This is a genomic window from Leptolyngbya sp. FACHB-261 (assembly GCF_014696065.1).
Lineage (GTDB): Bacteria > Cyanobacteriota > Cyanobacteriia > FACHB-261 > FACHB-261 > FACHB-261.
The window spans coordinates 1-16,167 of the sequence record NZ_JACJPL010000016.1 but is presented as its reverse complement, the minus strand read 5'-3'; the positions used below and the strand labels follow the sequence as shown (position 1 = coordinate 16,167).

The window sequence follows — 16,167 nt, the reverse complement described above, 5'->3', positions numbered from 1 at the left end:
ATCAACGATTCGCTCAAAATACTGCTCAATTCGCTCAAGCCTGATAAAATTAAGCAGTTCTCTGGCTTCAATAGTGGTGGATCATCATGAATACACTGCATGAACTTGCTCAGATTCTTTCGCGCCACAGCTTCGCGTCGGAACAAATGGAGCCTACCGTCGTGCCTCGGCTTTCTATTTTTCGTGCCGACCATTCCACAACTCGGACGCCTGCAATCTATCACCCTATATTCTGCTTGGTTGTCTCAGGTCGAAAGCAGGTGTTCTTCGGTGAGAAGACTTCTGAGTACGAACCAGGCGATTGCTTCCTTGTTACCGTCGATCTGCCTGTTGTTGGCACCGTTTTGGAGGCGCTTCCTGAGAGTCCGTATCTTGCACTATGTCTTGATCTACACCACCCAACGCTTGCCGAAATCGCTATCCGAGCAACGGTGATGCCCAATGTCACGCAAGGGAGCGATCGGGGACTTCAGGTAGGAACCGCCACGCCTGAAGTTGTTGATGCAGCCTTCAGGCTGGCGCAATTACTCGACAATAGTCAGCATATCGACGTCCTGGCACCGTTATACGAGCAGGAACTGCTCTATCGACTCTACGTTGGCCCGTGGGGTCGGTCATTGCATGCGGCAAGTCAAGCAAGCAGCCGACTGTCACAGGTTGGTAGGGCGATTGCGTGGTTGCACGAACACTACTCGACTGACTATACGGCAGAGGCATTAGCCAAAGTTGCAGGGATGAGTGTTTCAACCCTGAATCGCCATTTTCGTGAAATCACTGCTATGAGTCCGCTCGAATACCAGAAGTGTATTCGTCTTCAGGAGGCAAGGCGTCTGCTTGCGAGCCAAGTCACAGATGTTGCTGGCACTGGATATGCCGTGGGCTATTCCAGCCCGTCGCAATTTAATCGCGAGTATCGTCGACTCTTTGGCGAGTCACCAGGCCGTTATGCAAGCCAAGTAAGAAGCACCAAAGAACAGACGCAGTACTCGGCATAACGTGTGCAATTTATAAACATCGTTTCAAGTGGATAGGTACTTATGCCTCAGTCGTTATCTACTATGGTGAAATCGCTGTGATAAACGCCACAATATTGAATGCGTTGTTGAAAGCAATGTCGATGCGCCCATACTGCTTAACGCAACCATTCACAAACGCTTTTACATCTTCCTCACTTCGGACATCAGCTTTGCGAAAGACACGGCAAAAATGAAAGTGACTTAAGCCAGCGATCGCTGCCAATGTGTTTCAAGAAATATCACTGCCGTAGTAAGCATGAAGATAGTCACAAGCAAGCCTTACAGCCGCATAGCTTGACTTCAAAAAACGAACAGAAGGGCTATTTGAGGCGTAGCGCCTGATTGGATAGGAGAGAAAGTCCCACAGTGCTTCATCGTGCTCCAAGTTAGAATTTTTCTGATCCACTGCTACTTGCAACGCTAAGAACAAACGATTCAATTTCGCATCGGTAAGAAATGCTGTTGAGAAGAAGGGAAGACTGACAAACTTTTCGGCCATTTCAGCCGCAATCGTGTGTAACCACGTTGGTCTGATGTGTAGCATCGCAAAATGGGCAGGTGCTGGCAGATCGGTGCGATCGCTTGGCGCATATACCTCGCCCGAACGGATCGCGCTCAAACTTCCACTAGGGATGGCATAGTACGCGCCGTGATAGTGATACTCACCTTGATAGTTAAACTCAAACCAAACTGATACTCTTCGTGGGAATGTCTGGGAAGCGGTTCTACGGAACCTGATGTGTAAGCATATCGCTCTAGTAAGATACCATCCGCTTTCCATGCATGAACCGAAATTTGTGCTGCGTTGTTTGCCATAAAAGCAATTTAATGTTGCGTCCTACAGATGTGAGCGAGCAAAAGATCTGGCGCAATTTGCAAATGAGTGACGCAATGGGTCAATATCCTTTCAGCCCAACGTTCTGGCTTGTGATGACCTGGGATAACCTGTGGTTAAACAGCACAGCTTAGAAGTAGGCCAAAAGCCTAGAATGCTGACAGGTGCTAGCCTTGCAAGATTACGCCACTCATTTGCAAATTGCGCCAGATCTTTTGCTCGCTCACATCAGTTGCAGCACAGTAACAGCAAGAATAATCAGGATGCCGCCGATGAGTTGCAAAAACGTTAGCGTCTGACCAAACCACAGCCATGCCAGCGCAAAAGCAATCACGGGTTCGAGCGTTCAATCACCACAGGCCGTTCAGTCTGAACGCGTTGGATACCCTTGAATAAGCCACACGAACTAGCAGTTCAACGAGCTACTGCTTAATGTCTTCCTGTGGCTTACTAATCTGAAAAGCGCTGTAATGGTTGAACCAGCGTCATGACGTACTCTCAATTACTACCGCGATCGCTTCAATTTCAATCATCGCTTCGGGCGTGGAGAGGCTGGACACTTCGACAATGCTATCGGCGGGATAGGGAGGGCTGAAATACTGGCGGCGGAGTTCGACGATCGCACCAAAGTTACTCATATCTGTCAGGAAGATGGTTACTTTAGCGACATGGCTGAGATTAGAACCGCCAGCGACGAGGGCGCGATCGAGGTTTGAAAAAGCCTGCTCGCCTTGAGCGCGGAAGCTACCCGTAACAATTTTTCCGTCGTCCGCATAACCCGCTTGTCCTGATATAAACAGGAGGTTCCCAACCTGAATGCCTTGAGATAGAAGAAAAGGTTGATAAGGGTCAGGGTCAGTCTTAATCTGCTCAAGCGTCATGTCAGATATCTTCATGGTGTTTTCCATAATGTTGATAGGAAGGCTTCTTTGTGACTCGACGCTGAATCATTGCAGCAAAAAGTCGAATTCACTGTGCAAGGTCTTGAGCGTTACTCCTTCAGAAACCCTGTCGCTCGGTTTTTGCAGTGACTTGTGACGATGGCTTGATGAGTTGCAATGCCGTGACCGCAAGGATAATCAGGCTACCGCCGACGAGTTGCAGAAGCGTTAGCGTCTGACCAAACCACAGCCATGCCAGCGCAAAAGCAATCACGGGTTCAAGCGTTGCAATCACCACAGCTCGTTCAGTCTGAACGCGTTGGATACCCCAGAAGAAGAGGGAATAAGGAAGGGTGGTTCCAGCAATGCCGACATAAAGGATTTTCCACATGTTTTCCGGCTCAAGCAACGTCTCAGGGACTCCTTGCGTTACCTGATAGGCAAGCCAGAAGACGCTGGCAACTGCAAACGTTTTCAGCATCACTCCAAGGGTTTCATCTGAATGTCCAACTCGCTCACCTTGCAGGTTATAAGCGGTGAAGAACACAGCGCTTGATAGACCGATGACAATGCCAAACCCATTAAATTCACTGAGGTTACTCTCCACTACCTTCGACACCAGCACAACGCCGACAATCAATAAAAGCATTGCTGCAAGTACCGATCCCCTGGGCATCCGCCGCGTTGTCAAGGCTGTCCATATCACGACCATCAGAGGCGATGTAAACAGCAGTAAAATCGCAACAGCAACTGGAAGATGGGCGATCGCCAGGTAATTTGCTCCTATTAAGCCAGCAAACAACAAGCCCAGAATAAACTGCTGCCAATTCATTGCTTTCGCTTCTGGTTTCATCCTGAAGCTATTCACAACAGCAAGACCAAAGGTGGCGATCACCACACTCGATACTGCCAGTTCAAAAGGATTCACGCCTGCGACAAGCAAGCTACTGATCATGTTGGCAGCGACTGCCCAGAGCACGACTGCGAAAAGTACCGCCGCTAGCCCTAACCTGCGTTGAGAAGCTCCAATGGCTGTTTCAGGTGTTGATGTTTTCAGCACAGAATCCTTGTGACCTGGTGGTAGAAAATGCTGGAACCCGGCTGTTTCGGCTATCAGCTGGCTTGAGCGGCAACCTGCTGAATTGCCTCGATCTGAGTGGGGAAGCAGTAGATTACTGCTGCCAACTCGGATGGTGACATCTTCTGCATCCCTGCCAGGGTTAGCAGCGGCACGGACTGCCTGCATGAGCAGCCACAAAAGTTGCCCCCACGGTGATCCCGTTGTGGGTGTGCAAAGCGGCAAATCCGTCTGTCTCCCCATCAATTACTGCCCGCTCAACTTTTGCTAACTCCAGGCGATGGGTGTTGATGGCGATCCCCTGTTTTGCCGCTTCCTGCGGAGTAATCCCAACTTGAGCCACTTCCGGGTCAGTGTAGGTACAGCGGGGAATGACCAGATCCGCAACGCGCTTTCCGGCTCCGTCCAGCGCGTTTGCCACCGCCAGTTCGCCCGTCGTGTGCGCCGCATGGGTGTACTTCTCCAGTCGTGCTACGTCCCCAGCGGCGTACACTGCGTGGTTCGCCGTCCGGAGATGGTCGTCAGCTTCGACCGCAGCGGCACTGAACTTCACCCCGGCGGCCTCTAGCCCCATCCCGTCCACATGCACCTTACGTCCAGTCGCGATCAGAAGCGCATCATACGCCAGTTCCGCCCCGTCGCTCAGAGTCAGTCGCTTTTGTCCGCCGTCCACCTTGATCGGTTTCACTCCCAGGTGCAGCTGCACCCCCCTCTCATGACTATTCAAGCCAGTTTTACGCTGCGCGGACGTAACCGGGATGTATTGACATGCATCGCCAACTTGTCCAGCGATGAGGTCTTTACACCGCCCGAGCTGGCAAACAGAATTCATCGCCCTCTTCAAATTGATTGAACGGAACGTGTTGCATCGACCGGTTGAATCCATCGGTACTATTTATTGGGGTAGGGTCACTCTTTTGGCTGCCGCGCTTCTGAGCACCGGGTCAGAAGTCCACCAGTAGTTCGGCTGGTATCGGCACGCTGTTCGTTTCCTTGTCCCAAGCCTGCGCCGCTATCTTCCAATGCCCCTCGCTTTTGACGAGCAGCAACATCTCCACATTGCGGTTGACCTCGCCTTGGTTTTCCGTGTTCTCACAGGCTGCTACGGCCACCGCGACATTGCCGAAGACCAATATCTGCGTTCCGATCACCCGCTCATGGAGGGACGTCAGCGTCGTTCGAGCGAGTTCGCCCATGCGCTCTGTGAACTCCTCGAGCGACTTCACCGAAACGGGACGGGCGGACGGATAAAGCGGCGCGCCCGGGAGGAAGGCACTTTTGAACATAGCCGTGTCAGGTCCTCCTCCCACCGACCAGCTCATGCTCGAGAACTGGCGTTCAATGAGGTCCCTGATCGCCCTGAGGTCAGCCACTCGCTCTTCCATCTCGCTCCTCCATATAGGTGCTTCAATCCAATGCGCTGATGTCTCCCTCCAACTGCGGCGGCGGCATAGCAGTATCAAGTCCTCCGACTTGGTCAAGCCGCCGCCCCGCTCATGCCGCCCGCTGCTGCTTCGCCTCAGCCGGGCCTCAGCTAAGCCCGGGATAGGACTTGTCCTCAAACCGTTCACGACTGTTACCTCGCAGCCACCATCCGCGAGATGCTGTCCAAGCGCCCGGGGCGAAGGTCGTGCTCCGTCAGGAGATCGGCCTGTTTTCTCGGGGGGCTCGCGGCAGTGGACAGGAGCAAGTTCAAGGCCGTGAGTACTCGGGTCAGTGAATTTCACGGAGGCGAAGCTGAAGAAGCGCAGTGAGACTAGTCCGGTCGGCAGATCTGCCCTTCGTAGCGCAAGATCGCTTTGCCTTCCTTCGGAGCGAATGTGCCCCAGGAGCGGAATGTGCCTTTGAAATCTTGGAACTCGCCGGTTCCTTCGACCACAGTGTAGGCGGCACCGCCGACGATATAATCGGTACCCGGAACGGCTACGCCCCAGCTCTTGTCGCGTGTCCGCAGCGTCGACCCATCTTCAGTGACGAACATGTGTTCGAACTCCCCCTCCAAGCGACCGTCTCCCAAGTCGCGGAACTCTCCGATCTGGCGGAAGTGGACCCCTCCACGGAGGTTGCCGGCGAGGGCAGCGACGCCGCTCCGTCCATCGGCGGCGTAGTTGTAGTTGCCGAGGCCGGCCATCGAGCGGCAAATCTGACCTTGCGCTGGTGTCTGCAGTGTCTCATTAGCCATAGCTTTATCTCCTTTAAGGCTCTAGTGGTCGTGAAAATTGCGAGCGTCCGTTAAGTCGGCTCCAATCGTAGTGGGCTCATAAGCCAAGTCTGGGCGTCGAACGCTCATTAGGTGCTCGAATGCCCGGCATCGTGTTGCACGCGCTTAGGACCGTGTTGCACGCCCGTAGGAACGCGGTCGGGCGCGACCAGCCCGGCCCCGAGCGCGCGGGCGTCGACCAAATACCCTGCCCGACGCTCCGCGTTGGCCTCACCGTCGACGTCGAGCAGCAGGTGCGTCTCGACGTCAGTCATGCCGCAAAAGTTGAAAATGCCGACTTCGATTTGCGTGCGCAGCGCGTCGCCGTAGCCGTACTTGTCGTAGGTGGCTTGGCGTGTTCCACCGGTGCCGATCAGCATGACCGGCTTGCCGCTCAGGTGCCCCCGGCTGTTGGATTTCGCGTCGAGCGAATAGGCCCAACCGGTTGTGAACACGCGGTCGATCCAACCCTTGAGCAGGGCGGGGAACGACCACCAGTAGACCGGAAAGACGAGCACGATCGCGTCCGCGGCGTCGACGCGCGCCTGTTCCCGAGCGATTTCGGCGGGCCGCGGTCCGCCCCAGAAGTGCGCGTGGTCCTCGACGGTGAAGCGCGGGTCGAAGCCCTCGGCGTGCAGGTCGGCGACCTCCGCCGTGTGACCGGCCTGGACGACGCCTTCGACGAAAGCGTCGAGCACCGCTCCGGGGAAGTTCTTACGTTGCGGATGGTCGAAAACGGTTAAAACGTGCATGTTTGTTCTCCTGGTTAAGTGATGAAGTCGGAAATGAGGCGCGAGATTTCGCCGGGCGCGTCCTTGCTCGCTGTTTTGACAGCGCCGAGCGTTTAGGCTGCGTGCGCGAGCTTGTCCCGGTCACGCCCGGTAATCGTGACGGTGGCACCCTCTGCCTGAGCCAGTGCGGCGGTGGCACCAAACGAGGCGGTCGTCCAGCCCGCCGCCGAGGACCGTCAAAGCGTATACGTCTTTCGGGTGAGGAGACTGACAATCAGTTGGATGACCTTGGGCAATCGTTTTGCGGTTTGGGGCATCAAAAGGAGCAATGGTCGCAATAGACATAAGTGACCTCGTTTGAGACCTAATACAGAATCAATTTTGAGAAGTATAGAGATGGGTTAAGTAATCATTTAAGCTGCGAGTTAATCAACCCCTGAATTGCAGTCTCATTCGCTTGATTTGCTGCTATCAGCCTAGTCAAGTCCCCCCATGTTCTGAGTTAGTTGTTGCACTAAACCAGCAAGCGCGGCATGAGCAGACTGAATAGATTTTTGATGTCGCTCGTCCCCAAATTCCTGGTACTCAATGCGAATGACATGGTGTTCACTGACTCCCAATAGTCTTGAAGCTGTCACGATGTGGGGATCAAGATGGTTCATAGTGGCCTGAACACTACCAAGTTCAAATCCGCCTTCCCCCGATGACGACAAAATGACTAGAGTTTTTCCGGTCCCAATCGGCTCGATCGGTTGTTCACCACGCGCCAGATCAAATGAAAAGGTGCGTCCAATGCGAATCACCTGATCGATCCAAGCTTTTAGTGCTGCTGGCATGCCGTAGTTGTACATGGGCGTACCAATCACGATGAGGCTAGCAGGCTCTAGCTCTTCGAGCAGTTGGTCGGAAATCTTGAGTACTTCCTGTTGATGGGGAGTCCGCTGCTCCGGTGCCGTGAAAGCGGCGGCAATCCAAGCCTCACTAATGGCTGGAGGTGGATTTATTCCTACATCCTGTGTAATGAGGGTGTCGTTGGGTCTGGACTTCAACCATTGTTCAGTGAATGCAGTCGTTAGATCTCGACTGAGAGAACGGGTCACGCGCGCACTAGCGTCAATTTTCAATACTGTAGCCATTTTTGCGATCTCCTAGGGAGGGGGTGCAGGGAACCAGGCTTCAGGTTCTGGATACTCAAAACCAGGTGGAAAGAAATACGTTTCAAAAATAGTGGTAGTGGCATCCTCAGTATCAAAAAAGGCAAAGGCATTTTGCCCCATCCACTTGCCCGACTGAATCAAGCGGAACCCTCTAGACTCAAACTCTTGGATACGTTCTTCCCAGGGGTGATCGCCACAATTAAATGCAATGTGGTGAATCCCTTCGTTGTGGCGATCGAGGAATTCTTGAAAGATAGTGGGACCAGAGAGCGGCTGCATAATCTCCCAGATGACGTTCTTAGCTTGAGCAAAACAGACTTTAATCGAGTACTCAGTTGGCTGCCCTTTGTAAGTCTGTTCCGTAACGGTTTCAGCGTTAAAGGTATAAACTCGCCAGGGTCCAATGCCCAATTGGACGAGACCCGTCATAGTTTGCTGATAATTGCGAGTGACAATGCAGATCTCAATTGCATCCCCTAGAAAATGATTCGAGAGTTGGGAGGCGGTGAGCACGTGGATTGAGTTTAAGTCCAGTACCATCTTTAGAAACGTCTAAGGGTTTTAAGTAAGCTGATGAGTGATCAGAAAACTCTTTCGTTTCCTTAATTTAGACACTAGCAAGGGACAGTAGGGGATTGCAAATTCAATCTACTCACGCTTAGGATGAAAAAAACTCATCAAGAATTTTATGCGATCGCTGCCACCCCTCAACGCTTTGCATACTTTTGAGGTTGCGGCTCGACATCTGAGTTTTCAGCAAGCGGCTGAAGAACTGGCTATCACGCCAACCGCAGTCAGCCATCAAATCAAAGTGCTGGAGGATCACTTAGGGGTGTCCTTGTTTCGCCGCCGCCCCCGACCTCTGGCGCTAACAGAAGTAGGACAACTCTTGTATCCGGCAGTGAGCAAAAGCCTGGACGCGATTGCAGCAGCGATCGCTCAATCAACGGAAGTTTCAGAATCTACTACATTAACTGTGAGCGTGACGACGGTCTTTGCAGCCAAGTGGTTGGTGCCTCGTTTAGCTGATTTTCAACGAACACATTCCAAAATTGATCTTCGGCTACAAACTTCAAATGATGTCGTCGATTTACATAGGCAAACGGTTGATGTGGCGATTCGCTATGGCAAAGGCAACTATCCGGGACTGACCGTTCGGAAGCTGATGTCAGATGTATTTATGCCCGTCTGTAGTCCACATTTATTGAATGAAAAGCATCCGATTAAAGAGCCAAGTGATCTATTGCATCATCCTCTGCTGCATTTTGAATGGATTCATTTTGGAACAGAAGCCCCTGACTGGAAAAACTGGTTTAGACTTGCAGGGCTAAACACGACTGACCCAAATGATGGGATTAAATTCGACGAAGAAAGTTTAACCATTCAAGCCGCGATCGCCGGTCAAGGTATCGCTCTATGCAGCAACATTCATGTTGCTGATGATGTTGCATTGGGGTTTTTAGTGCAACCCCTTGATGTGTCGCTAGACGGTTTTAGCTATTCGGTCGTGTATTTAGAGAATCACCCTAAAGAAAAACTAATTCTAAAGTTTTTAGATTGGTTAGTCGAAGTGGCTGGTAGTTTCTCCCAGCATAGACCTTTGAAATAGAGTGGAGCTTTATCCCTCTTCTGTCACTCTCCGGGAAGGCAATCTCCAAAAGCCTTATCAGTCAATCAATACAAGCTATCCTATTAGAAAAACTTGGTGGCTGTATTTGTTGTTAGAAAAAATCAGGCGATCAGCTTTGCTGGTGCCGTAGGCAATCGCTTCATATACAAAGGCTCTGGAGTTCAGAAATGGCAAATGTTTTCGGAGAGTGACAGAAGAGGGATAGAGTTAGAAGCGCGTTCTTGGTCAGAAACAATGGTTGGTTCTTTTGGCTTTCAGGGGACACCGCTTTTCAGACAGCCTGCTTGAGCAGAATGCGTTCCTCGGTGGACTCGCTAAGCTGGTCGATCAAGGGCGGCTAGCGGGCAATGCAGACATCGCTTCGCTTCGAGCAGACTTCCCTGAACTGCTCACAATGGACGAGTGGCTTGCGGGCGCTGGAAGACCCGCGCTTCTCGCTGCAATTCAAGCGAACGGCGGCGAGGTCGCACTTCGGTAGAAAGCTGTAAACTTTAATCCTTCAGCGTTAGCTATGCTTACTTAAAGGCGTTGCCCTGATTGGTTCACCTTAAATGAGCAAACAACAGTTGCGATCGATCCGTCCAATCAAGCTGCTGTGGCAGAAGCCGCGCCGATCATGGAAGCGCAAGGCTGGGTTGTGGCTGAAGATGGCGCAGTCAGATTGATCGCCACTGCTCCTGCTCGTGCTGCTCAATCGCCTGAATGTCATCGGCCCGAAAACGAATGATCTGAGGCTGGCGATCGTTGCTAACCTTATTTGATTCATTCAGTTCGACTTTGGCTCTACTCCACTAAGGCTCCCTGGCAACTCCAGGTCGATCGGTGCTGTATATGGGCTGTAGAGCGAGGCAAAAGTTCCTTCAACTAGGGGCGCTTTGATTAAAAGGCGATTATCGAACAATTGCCTGGATTGGGGCACTGAGAACAAAAGTAAATCGTCGAACGTGAGCGTGTAGGAGCAGCCTTCACCCAGCGTTTGACCTTCGGCGGTTGTTGAACCTAAAGTTTTCAGCGTGAAAGAAGCGAGTCGTAATTCCGATTTCACGTCGATTTGGTTACAGGCGATCGATCGCGCTTCTGCTGTGGCCGCTGTCAGATTTCCTCGAACAACATGCGAACCAGCACTCGCAAAAGCTGCAACTGCTCCGACACCTGCAATACTCGAAATGCTGACCCCAACCGCAATCAAGAACCGAATACGCGCTCTTGATGTCATTGCTGATTCCATTGATTAGCGCTCCTGCTACCGTTTAATCAAGTGACTCAAGGTTAGAGACGACATAAATTTCGATGAGGTTCCAGACCTGCTTGACTGACAAAAGTAATAAAGGCTGAACCGAAAGCAGGGTGGGAAGCGGAGGCTGGTTTAGGCTAACAAGTAACCACACAAGAGCCGAACAATGCCAACCACTTCCCGTCTTTATGATGCGCTGCATCAATTTGTGAGTCAATCCAAAATGTCCTGGCAAGATGTCCGCCACTTGCAAACCTTGTGCTGGATGATGGTCGGGATGATCCATAGTCAAAACGTCTTTCAGGTCTACAAATCTACAGATAAATAATAGAGGGCTGAACCCCGGAAATCTACAGTTAGACTCTGTAGAATAAGTTGTTATGCAGCTTTGTTCTGGGCGATAAAAGCATGGGTTGTAGCCTACTAGCAAAGGCAAAATCGTGCTTGGGTGAGCTGAGCTAGGGCTTGCTCAAAATTTGCTCTTTGCATTTACCCATTAAATATGTATGATGCATATATATTTCCGTCGCTGAGTAATCTTCAACGACCTTTAAGGAGGACGTATGAGTAGCGAGTGGCAAAACCGGATTCACGAGTATTGCAAGGCGTGGACGACTGATAGTGGTCATCCTGACTTTGATCGTCTTGCAATGTTCTATGCAATGGACTCAGACGTTGTGATTTACGATTCTCTGCCCCCACTTGAGGGCTTTGCTGGGTTTGCAGAAATGCGATCCATTTACCCAGGACTGTCACGACTGAGCGTGTCTCCAAATCAGGACTTGCAGGTTAAGTTCTTGGCGGAAGGTCAAGTTGCTGTCACTGTCTTCACATCCCGGATGGCATACGCCTTCGAGGATGGCAGTGAATTTGAGGTGAATGCTAGACATACGGATGTCTGGGAGAAGCGAAACAATCAATGGCTCATCGTCCATGAACATCCGTCAACGGTAATCAACCTAAGCAAGGCTGAGTGATTTTATTGTTATGACTGAAGAACGAACTCTGAATCTCCTAGGTGCACTGGCTTTAAGTGTGGTCGATGGGTTAGAGGCTGTTGTTGAGGCGAGTATGGGACATGGCGGTGAAACTCCTGCGGCTCTTGTCACACTGGGCGCGGAACCTGGGCTTTCTATCAATACACTGCGTCAAATTTTGAATCTTTCTCATCCTGGAACGGTTCGTCTGATTGATCGCTTAGAGGCACAAGGTTTGGTTGAGCGCAGATCCGGTTCAGATGGGAGAACGCTGGCGTTGTTTCTAACTGATCTGGGTTACGAGCGCCGACAGGCAACTCTAACCGAGCGGCGACAGCAACTGAAGTTTGCAGTGAACTCTCTAACACCTGATGAGTGTGAGCAATTAACTCACCTTTTGGAGAAAATGCTGACTGCAATGACAACAAGTGAGTTGCGGGCATTTGCAATTTGTCGCTTGTGTGAAGAGGAAGTGTGCCCAAGCGATCGTTGCCCGGTTGATCAGCAATACTGTCGAATGGTGAGCAAGTAACACAGCAATCTTTGTTAAAACTGAAGGTTACATTATAGTTTGCATTGCTTTCTATTCCTAATGTGTCATTGTTGCTAGTCGCATAACCAACCAAGTGCAGTGGACTGAAGAACACCGCTAGTGCTGAGTTTAAGTTCTATGGCAACCACTGACCGAGAACGTTATGTCACCTAAGTCCTTGGTAGAGGCGCAGTCGAGAGCCCATCTGCCAGTATTCAGGGCTAAGGTAGTGCCAGTATTAGCGATGTTTTATATTTGGTAGTAGAGCGATCGCTCCAAATCAACGATTTCGATACGCGTTGGGCTGCACCCCTGTCAGTCTGTGAAACTGATAGGAGAAGTGACTTTGGCTGTTGAAACCACACTGAAGAGCAACCTCTAAGATTGAATGATCGTGCTGTTCTAACAGCTTCTTGGATCGTTCAACTCGTTGCTGCATGATTACTACCAGGGAGAAATTCTCATCGATCGCTTGAAGAGACTTGCAAAGTAGCGTGGGTTGAAATCTGTTACTTGAGCCAAATCAGCTAACTGAATCTCTTGTTCAAGATGTGCGTTGATATAGTCTATTACTTGATTTAACTTCAACTCACCTAGCCCTAGCTCAGGCTTTGATTTCTTTACCGGTTGAAGCGCGTAGTGTCGTAGCAGACGAATTGCTAGAAAGTTCGTTAAGGAATCGAGATACAATCTGCTTCCCGATGCCGCCGTCTGTATTTCGCGTTGAAGGGATCGTACAATCAAACGCTGTATAACAACGCGGTGCAGCGGACGGTCTACAATTGGCCGGTGGTGATGCAGAGGTGATCTGCCGCCTGACCTTCGCCGTTATGCCGCGATCGGTTAAGGGGGCAGTGTTAAGATTTGGCTGTACAGATTCAAGGTGAGGATTTTGAGGTAGATCATGAAAGCGACAGTTTGGCAGGCAGTTTGTTGAATTCAAAGTCACTTAGTCTTTGAGGATGATTAAAGCTATGCGCGTTTACCTAACCCACTGCTCAAAAGAAAAGGAACCTAATCTTAAAGGAACTGACATTGCAGTTACACCGGATAAGTTGTACACAAATCCTGGCATTCAGCAATTTATGGAGAGATGCAAAGAAAAGGGCGTGAATTGGGGTATTCTGTCAGATCTCTACGGAGTCTACTTAGCAGACGAGCATCATGTCTGGTACGAAAAACATCCTGATACGGTTACATCGCAAGAAGAAAAGATGGTCATTCAGGATTTCAATGACAAGTTAAGTTCATACGATGAAATCCTCTTCCTAGTTAGACCAGAAACTTTCCACTCTTTCTATGGAAGTGTTTTAAAAAAAACATTGCTCGCCGACAAAGTAAGGATGTTCCAAGATGTTGACAGCATTGAATAAGCCTGAAAAGAAGTATGTTGTGCGGCATAACAATCTGGTCAGAGCGGATTGATGCAAGGCTTTGTGTAGATACAGGCATTACTGGCAGCCGCTCAACGGAGCGTTAGGCTGCTTGAGTAGCTGATGAGGGCAGTAGTTTGAGGCTACTTGTAAGGGTTCAAGATTAAGTTGGTGCGGGCGTTAGGGGAGCGCTAAGATAAAAATTTGCGAAGGAGTGATACGGTGAAGATTCATTATTTACAGCACGTTTCTTTTGAAGGACTTGCCAGCATCGAATCGTGGGCAATCAAAATCACTCGTTGTCAGCCACTAGATTTTATAGCAACGAGTCTTTGCCTTCAGCCAAGGATATTGATTGGCTAATTGTGATGGGTGGACCGATGAACGTTTATGAGGATGACAAATACCCTTGGCTGGCCGAGGAGAAACGGTTTATTGAACAGGCAATTAAGCAAGATAAAACAGTCGTTGGCATTTATCTTGGGTCGCAGTTAATCGCCAATGTTTTAGGTGCGAAAGTTTATCAAGGACAGCACAAAGAGATTGGTTGGTTTCCCATCGAGATGACTGATGAAGCTGAGAATTTTGTTGTCTTTGACTCGCTACCGCAAAAGCTTACAGTTTTTCATTAGCATGGCGATACGTTTGACCTCCCAGAAGGCGCAACTCGTCTAGCCTACAGTGAGGGTTACCAGAACCAGGCGTTTGTCTACAACGAGAAGATATTAGGTTTGCAGTTTCACCTTGAATTAAATAAGAACAGCGTACGGCAAATCATTAAAAACTGTGCGGATGAGTTAGTAGAAGGCAAACATACTCAGAAGCCAGAGGAAATGTTGCTAAGAGACGATAATTTCGACATCATCAACGATGCAATGAGCAGAATCTTAAATAATCTATCGAGTAGAAGTGTAACCTAACAAGTCGCTGCACCGGAACGTCACAAGTTAGTCGGTTGAGTTGAAAAGGTTATCTGCGCCCGGTGAGCTTGGTCGTTAGGCTACCTCATATTTGGATCGGAGACGGTAGCTGAGAGCTTATCTGTCAGTCCTCAGAGCCAGATTCCCTGAGAGTCTTTTTTAGGAACGCCTTTCGAGATCTCCAATGAAGCGATCGCCCTTTTGTTTTGCTTTCTAAGCCTCTAACGATTTACGATCCGATCGATTGCCGCAAGTGATTCATCACACCATGCCACCCAGTCTTCTTGATAGCGAATCGCCCGACGCATGATCAAGTGCATATAGAGATCTTTGAGTTCGAGCGAATCTAGATGTTTGGCAAAATGTTCATCCATTTTTTTTAGGTGTTGTGCCATTTCCCTGTGGAGTTTTTGACGGCGCTTGATTTCGTGATAAACCACCTGATTTGGAACGAGATGTCCTGCTAATCCCATCACACCTAAATCCTCACGGATGACAGTGGGTTCTGTCGGTTGGGTTAACCAGTCGATCAGTAATTGGTGTCCTTCGGGAGTGATGGAATAGATTTTCTTATCCAAACGTCCAGCTTGGGGAATTGCCTCGTAGGTGACGCAACCTTGTTGCTCTAGCTTTGCAAGTTCAGCGTACACCTGCTGTTGGCTCGCTTTCCAAAAACAACCTCCAAATCCTTCGGTAAATTCTTTGGCTACTTCATAGCCACTCAGAGGTTGACGCGATAAAAAAGCCAGGATTGTGTGCTTGAGAGCCATAACAGTAGGGGTTCAGCGATTCAGGACTGAATAATTCTTGACGGGTTCATGATCTAAGTGTACCTTGGTCGTTGTATTCAATTTTTTGAATAAAATGACCAGAGTATATATATGGAAAGTTTGCAAAATCGGTTGAAAACCCGATATGGGTCTTGGGCTGTCGTCACAGGTGCATCATCTGGCATCGGGCGTGAGATGGCTGTGAGGTTGGCTGAGGCAGGGTTAAATCTCGTCTTGGTGGCGCGGAGCCAAGCCGTTCTAGAGCAGATGGCGAAGGATCTACGCAATCGCTATGGGACTGAGGTGCGCTTGGTAGTCAGGGATTTGGCCGTGGAGATGAACGTGGGCACCCTTGTGGCGCAGACCGACGATTTGGATGTGGGGTTACTGGTGGCGGCGGCAGGGTTTGGGACATCAGGAGCGTTTCTCAATTCCCGATTGGAACAAGAGGTGGAGATGCTGAATGTTAATTGTCGAGCGCTCTTGGGGCTAACTTGGCACTTCTCGCAGCGATTCGCCCAGCAGCAGAGGGGCGGCATCGTGTTGATGAGTTCGCTCGTGGGGTTTCAAGGGATGCCATTTGCTGCCAACTATGCAGCGACCAAAGCGTATGTGCAGACCTTAGCGGAAGCCCTGTATGTAGAACTTGCACCCAAGGGTGTTGATGTGATTGCCTCTGCACCAGGTCCCACTAACAGTGGTTTCGGCGATCGCGCGGGCATGAAGATGGGCAAGGTCTTGAGCGCAGGAGAAGTGGCTCAAGGAACTTTGAAAGCATTGGGTCGAAAGCCCACCGTGCTGCCAGGATTTCTATCAAAACTGCTGACCTACTC

General features: G+C 50.3%; 25 protein-coding genes. 11 read left to right on the top strand and 14 right to left on the bottom strand.

Annotated elements, in window-relative coordinates; translation table 11 throughout:
• Nucleotides 1–86: 86 nt before the first annotated feature.
• Nucleotides 87–995, top strand: a complete 909-nt coding sequence (locus H6F94_RS08745) for an AraC family transcriptional regulator (RefSeq protein ID WP_190801857.1) — start codon at nt 87–89, stop codon at nt 993–995.
• Nucleotides 996–1,245: 250 nt separating this feature from the next.
• On the opposite strand, the gene H6F94_RS08740 is transcribed toward H6F94_RS08745, so the two are convergent.
• From H6F94_RS08740 to H6F94_RS08715, 6 genes are all read right to left on the bottom strand, one after another.
• A complete protein-coding gene (locus H6F94_RS08740) occupies nt 1,246–1,635 on the bottom strand; it encodes a hypothetical protein (protein WP_190801856.1) in 390 nt (129 codons plus the stop codon).
• A gap of 439 nt (nt 1,636–2,074) precedes the next feature.
• Entirely contained in the window at nt 2,075–2,185 is a 111-nt protein-coding gene (locus tag H6F94_RS08735; protein WP_190801855.1) for a hypothetical protein, read from the bottom strand.
• A gap of 151 nt (nt 2,186–2,336) precedes the next feature.
• Entirely contained in the window at nt 2,337–2,759 is a 423-nt protein-coding gene (locus tag H6F94_RS08730; RefSeq protein WP_199320304.1) for a RidA family protein, read from the bottom strand.
• 91 nt (nt 2,760–2,850) lie between these two features.
• Nucleotides 2,851–3,978 (bottom strand): EamA family transporter, encoded by a 1,128-nt coding sequence (locus H6F94_RS08725; RefSeq protein ID WP_190801854.1) that lies wholly within the window; start codon nt 3,976–3,978, stop codon nt 2,851–2,853.
• Nucleotides 3,953–4,642 (bottom strand): FAD-dependent oxidoreductase, encoded by a 690-nt coding sequence (locus tag H6F94_RS08720; protein ID WP_242041078.1) that lies wholly within the window; start codon nt 4,640–4,642, stop codon nt 3,953–3,955. Before H6F94_RS08720 ends, H6F94_RS08725 begins: the two co-directional genes overlap by 26 nt.
• 112 nt (nt 4,643–4,754) lie before the next feature.
• Entirely contained in the window at nt 4,755–5,195 is a 441-nt protein-coding gene (locus H6F94_RS08715) for a nuclear transport factor 2 family protein (protein WP_190801852.1), read from the bottom strand.
• Between the two features lie 167 nt (nt 5,196–5,362).
• Between H6F94_RS08715 and H6F94_RS08710 the strand changes: the two genes are divergently transcribed.
• Nucleotides 5,363–5,530, top strand: coding sequence for a hypothetical protein (locus H6F94_RS08710; RefSeq protein WP_190801851.1), 168 nt, complete (start codon nt 5,363–5,365; stop codon nt 5,528–5,530).
• Between the two features lie 36 nt (nt 5,531–5,566).
• Here H6F94_RS08710 and H6F94_RS08705 read toward each other — a convergent pair whose 3' ends face one another.
• On the bottom strand, nt 5,567–5,992 hold the full coding sequence (locus H6F94_RS08705) for a hypothetical protein (protein WP_190801850.1): 426 nt from the start codon (nt 5,990–5,992) through the stop codon (nt 5,567–5,569).
• 107 nt (nt 5,993–6,099) lie between these two features.
• Complete coding sequence (locus H6F94_RS08700) at nt 6,100–6,762, bottom strand: NAD(P)H-dependent oxidoreductase (protein WP_190801849.1); 663 nt, start codon at nt 6,760–6,762, stop codon at nt 6,100–6,102.
• Between the two features lie 2 nt (nt 6,763–6,764).
• On the opposite strand from H6F94_RS08700, the gene H6F94_RS08695 reads away from it, so the two are divergent.
• Nucleotides 6,765–7,082 carry a hypothetical protein gene (locus H6F94_RS08695; protein ID WP_190801848.1) on the top strand — a complete coding sequence of 106 codons (318 nt, stop codon included), beginning with the start codon at nt 6,765–6,767 and terminating at the stop codon, nt 7,080–7,082.
• A gap of 135 nt (nt 7,083–7,217) precedes the next feature.
• On the opposite strand, the gene H6F94_RS08690 is transcribed toward H6F94_RS08695, so the two are convergent.
• Both H6F94_RS08690 and H6F94_RS08685 read right to left on the bottom strand, forming a co-directional pair.
• Nucleotides 7,218–7,877 (bottom strand): FMN-dependent NADH-azoreductase, encoded by a 660-nt coding sequence (locus tag H6F94_RS08690; RefSeq protein ID WP_190801847.1) that lies wholly within the window; start codon nt 7,875–7,877, stop codon nt 7,218–7,220.
• 12 nt (nt 7,878–7,889) lie between these two features.
• On the bottom strand, nt 7,890–8,438 hold the full coding sequence (locus H6F94_RS08685) for a VOC family protein (RefSeq protein WP_190801846.1): 549 nt from the start codon (nt 8,436–8,438) through the stop codon (nt 7,890–7,892).
• Between the two features lie 148 nt (nt 8,439–8,586).
• On the opposite strand from H6F94_RS08685, the gene gcvA reads away from it, so the two are divergent.
• The 3 genes from gcvA (at nt 8,587) to H6F94_RS32895 (ending at nt 10,255) form a co-directional block, all read left to right on the top strand.
• Entirely contained in the window at nt 8,587–9,507 is a 921-nt protein-coding gene (gene gcvA / locus H6F94_RS08680) for a transcriptional regulator GcvA (RefSeq protein WP_190801845.1), read from the top strand.
• A gap of 268 nt (nt 9,508–9,775) precedes the next feature.
• Nucleotides 9,776–10,006 carry a hypothetical protein gene (locus tag H6F94_RS08675; protein ID WP_190801844.1) on the top strand — a complete coding sequence of 77 codons (231 nt, stop codon included), beginning with the start codon at nt 9,776–9,778 and terminating at the stop codon, nt 10,004–10,006.
• Nucleotides 10,007–10,123: 117 nt separating this feature from the next.
• Entirely contained in the window at nt 10,124–10,255 is a 132-nt protein-coding gene (locus H6F94_RS32895) for a hypothetical protein (protein WP_277878031.1), read from the top strand.
• A 39-nt stretch (nt 10,256–10,294) separates the two neighbouring features.
• Here H6F94_RS32895 and H6F94_RS08670 read toward each other — a convergent pair whose 3' ends face one another.
• Complete coding sequence (locus H6F94_RS08670) at nt 10,295–10,756, bottom strand: hypothetical protein (protein WP_190801843.1); 462 nt, start codon at nt 10,754–10,756, stop codon at nt 10,295–10,297.
• 22 nt (nt 10,757–10,778) lie between these two features.
• Nucleotides 10,779–11,048, bottom strand: a complete 270-nt coding sequence (locus H6F94_RS08665) for a hypothetical protein (protein ID WP_190801842.1) — start codon at nt 11,046–11,048, stop codon at nt 10,779–10,781.
• Nucleotides 11,049–11,325: 277 nt separating this feature from the next.
• Here H6F94_RS08665 and H6F94_RS08660 point away from each other — a divergent pair, with 277 nt between their 5' ends.
• Both H6F94_RS08660 and H6F94_RS08655 read left to right on the top strand, forming a co-directional pair.
• Nucleotides 11,326–11,739 (top strand): YybH family protein, encoded by a 414-nt coding sequence (locus H6F94_RS08660; RefSeq protein ID WP_190801841.1) that lies wholly within the window; start codon nt 11,326–11,328, stop codon nt 11,737–11,739.
• Between the two features lie 10 nt (nt 11,740–11,749).
• The gene (locus tag H6F94_RS08655) at nt 11,750–12,271 is read left to right on the top strand and encodes a MarR family winged helix-turn-helix transcriptional regulator (protein ID WP_190801840.1); all 522 of its coding nucleotides are present in this window, start codon (nt 11,750–11,752) and stop codon (nt 12,269–12,271) included.
• A gap of 280 nt (nt 12,272–12,551) precedes the next feature.
• On the opposite strand, the gene H6F94_RS33540 is transcribed toward H6F94_RS08655, so the two are convergent.
• The gene (locus tag H6F94_RS33540) at nt 12,552–12,710 is read right to left on the bottom strand and encodes a helix-turn-helix domain-containing protein (protein WP_199320303.1); all 159 of its coding nucleotides are present in this window, start codon (nt 12,708–12,710) and stop codon (nt 12,552–12,554) included.
• Nucleotides 12,711–13,245: 535 nt separating this feature from the next.
• Between H6F94_RS33540 and H6F94_RS08645 the strand changes: the two genes are divergently transcribed.
• Nucleotides 13,246–13,644 carry a hypothetical protein gene (locus H6F94_RS08645; RefSeq protein ID WP_190801839.1) on the top strand — a complete coding sequence of 133 codons (399 nt, stop codon included), beginning with the start codon at nt 13,246–13,248 and terminating at the stop codon, nt 13,642–13,644.
• 278 nt (nt 13,645–13,922) lie between these two features.
• Complete coding sequence (locus H6F94_RS31625; protein WP_199320302.1) at nt 13,923–14,276, top strand: type 1 glutamine amidotransferase; 354 nt, start codon at nt 13,923–13,925, stop codon at nt 14,274–14,276.
• Between the two features lie 509 nt (nt 14,277–14,785).
• On the opposite strand, the gene H6F94_RS08635 is transcribed toward H6F94_RS31625, so the two are convergent.
• Nucleotides 14,786–15,334 carry a PadR family transcriptional regulator gene (locus tag H6F94_RS08635; RefSeq protein ID WP_190801838.1) on the bottom strand — a complete coding sequence of 183 codons (549 nt, stop codon included), beginning with the start codon at nt 15,332–15,334 and terminating at the stop codon, nt 14,786–14,788.
• A gap of 111 nt (nt 15,335–15,445) precedes the next feature.
• Here H6F94_RS08635 and H6F94_RS08630 point away from each other — a divergent pair.
• The coding region (locus H6F94_RS08630) for an SDR family NAD(P)-dependent oxidoreductase (protein ID WP_190801837.1) at nt 15,446–16,167 on the top strand (722 nt) is incomplete at its 3' end.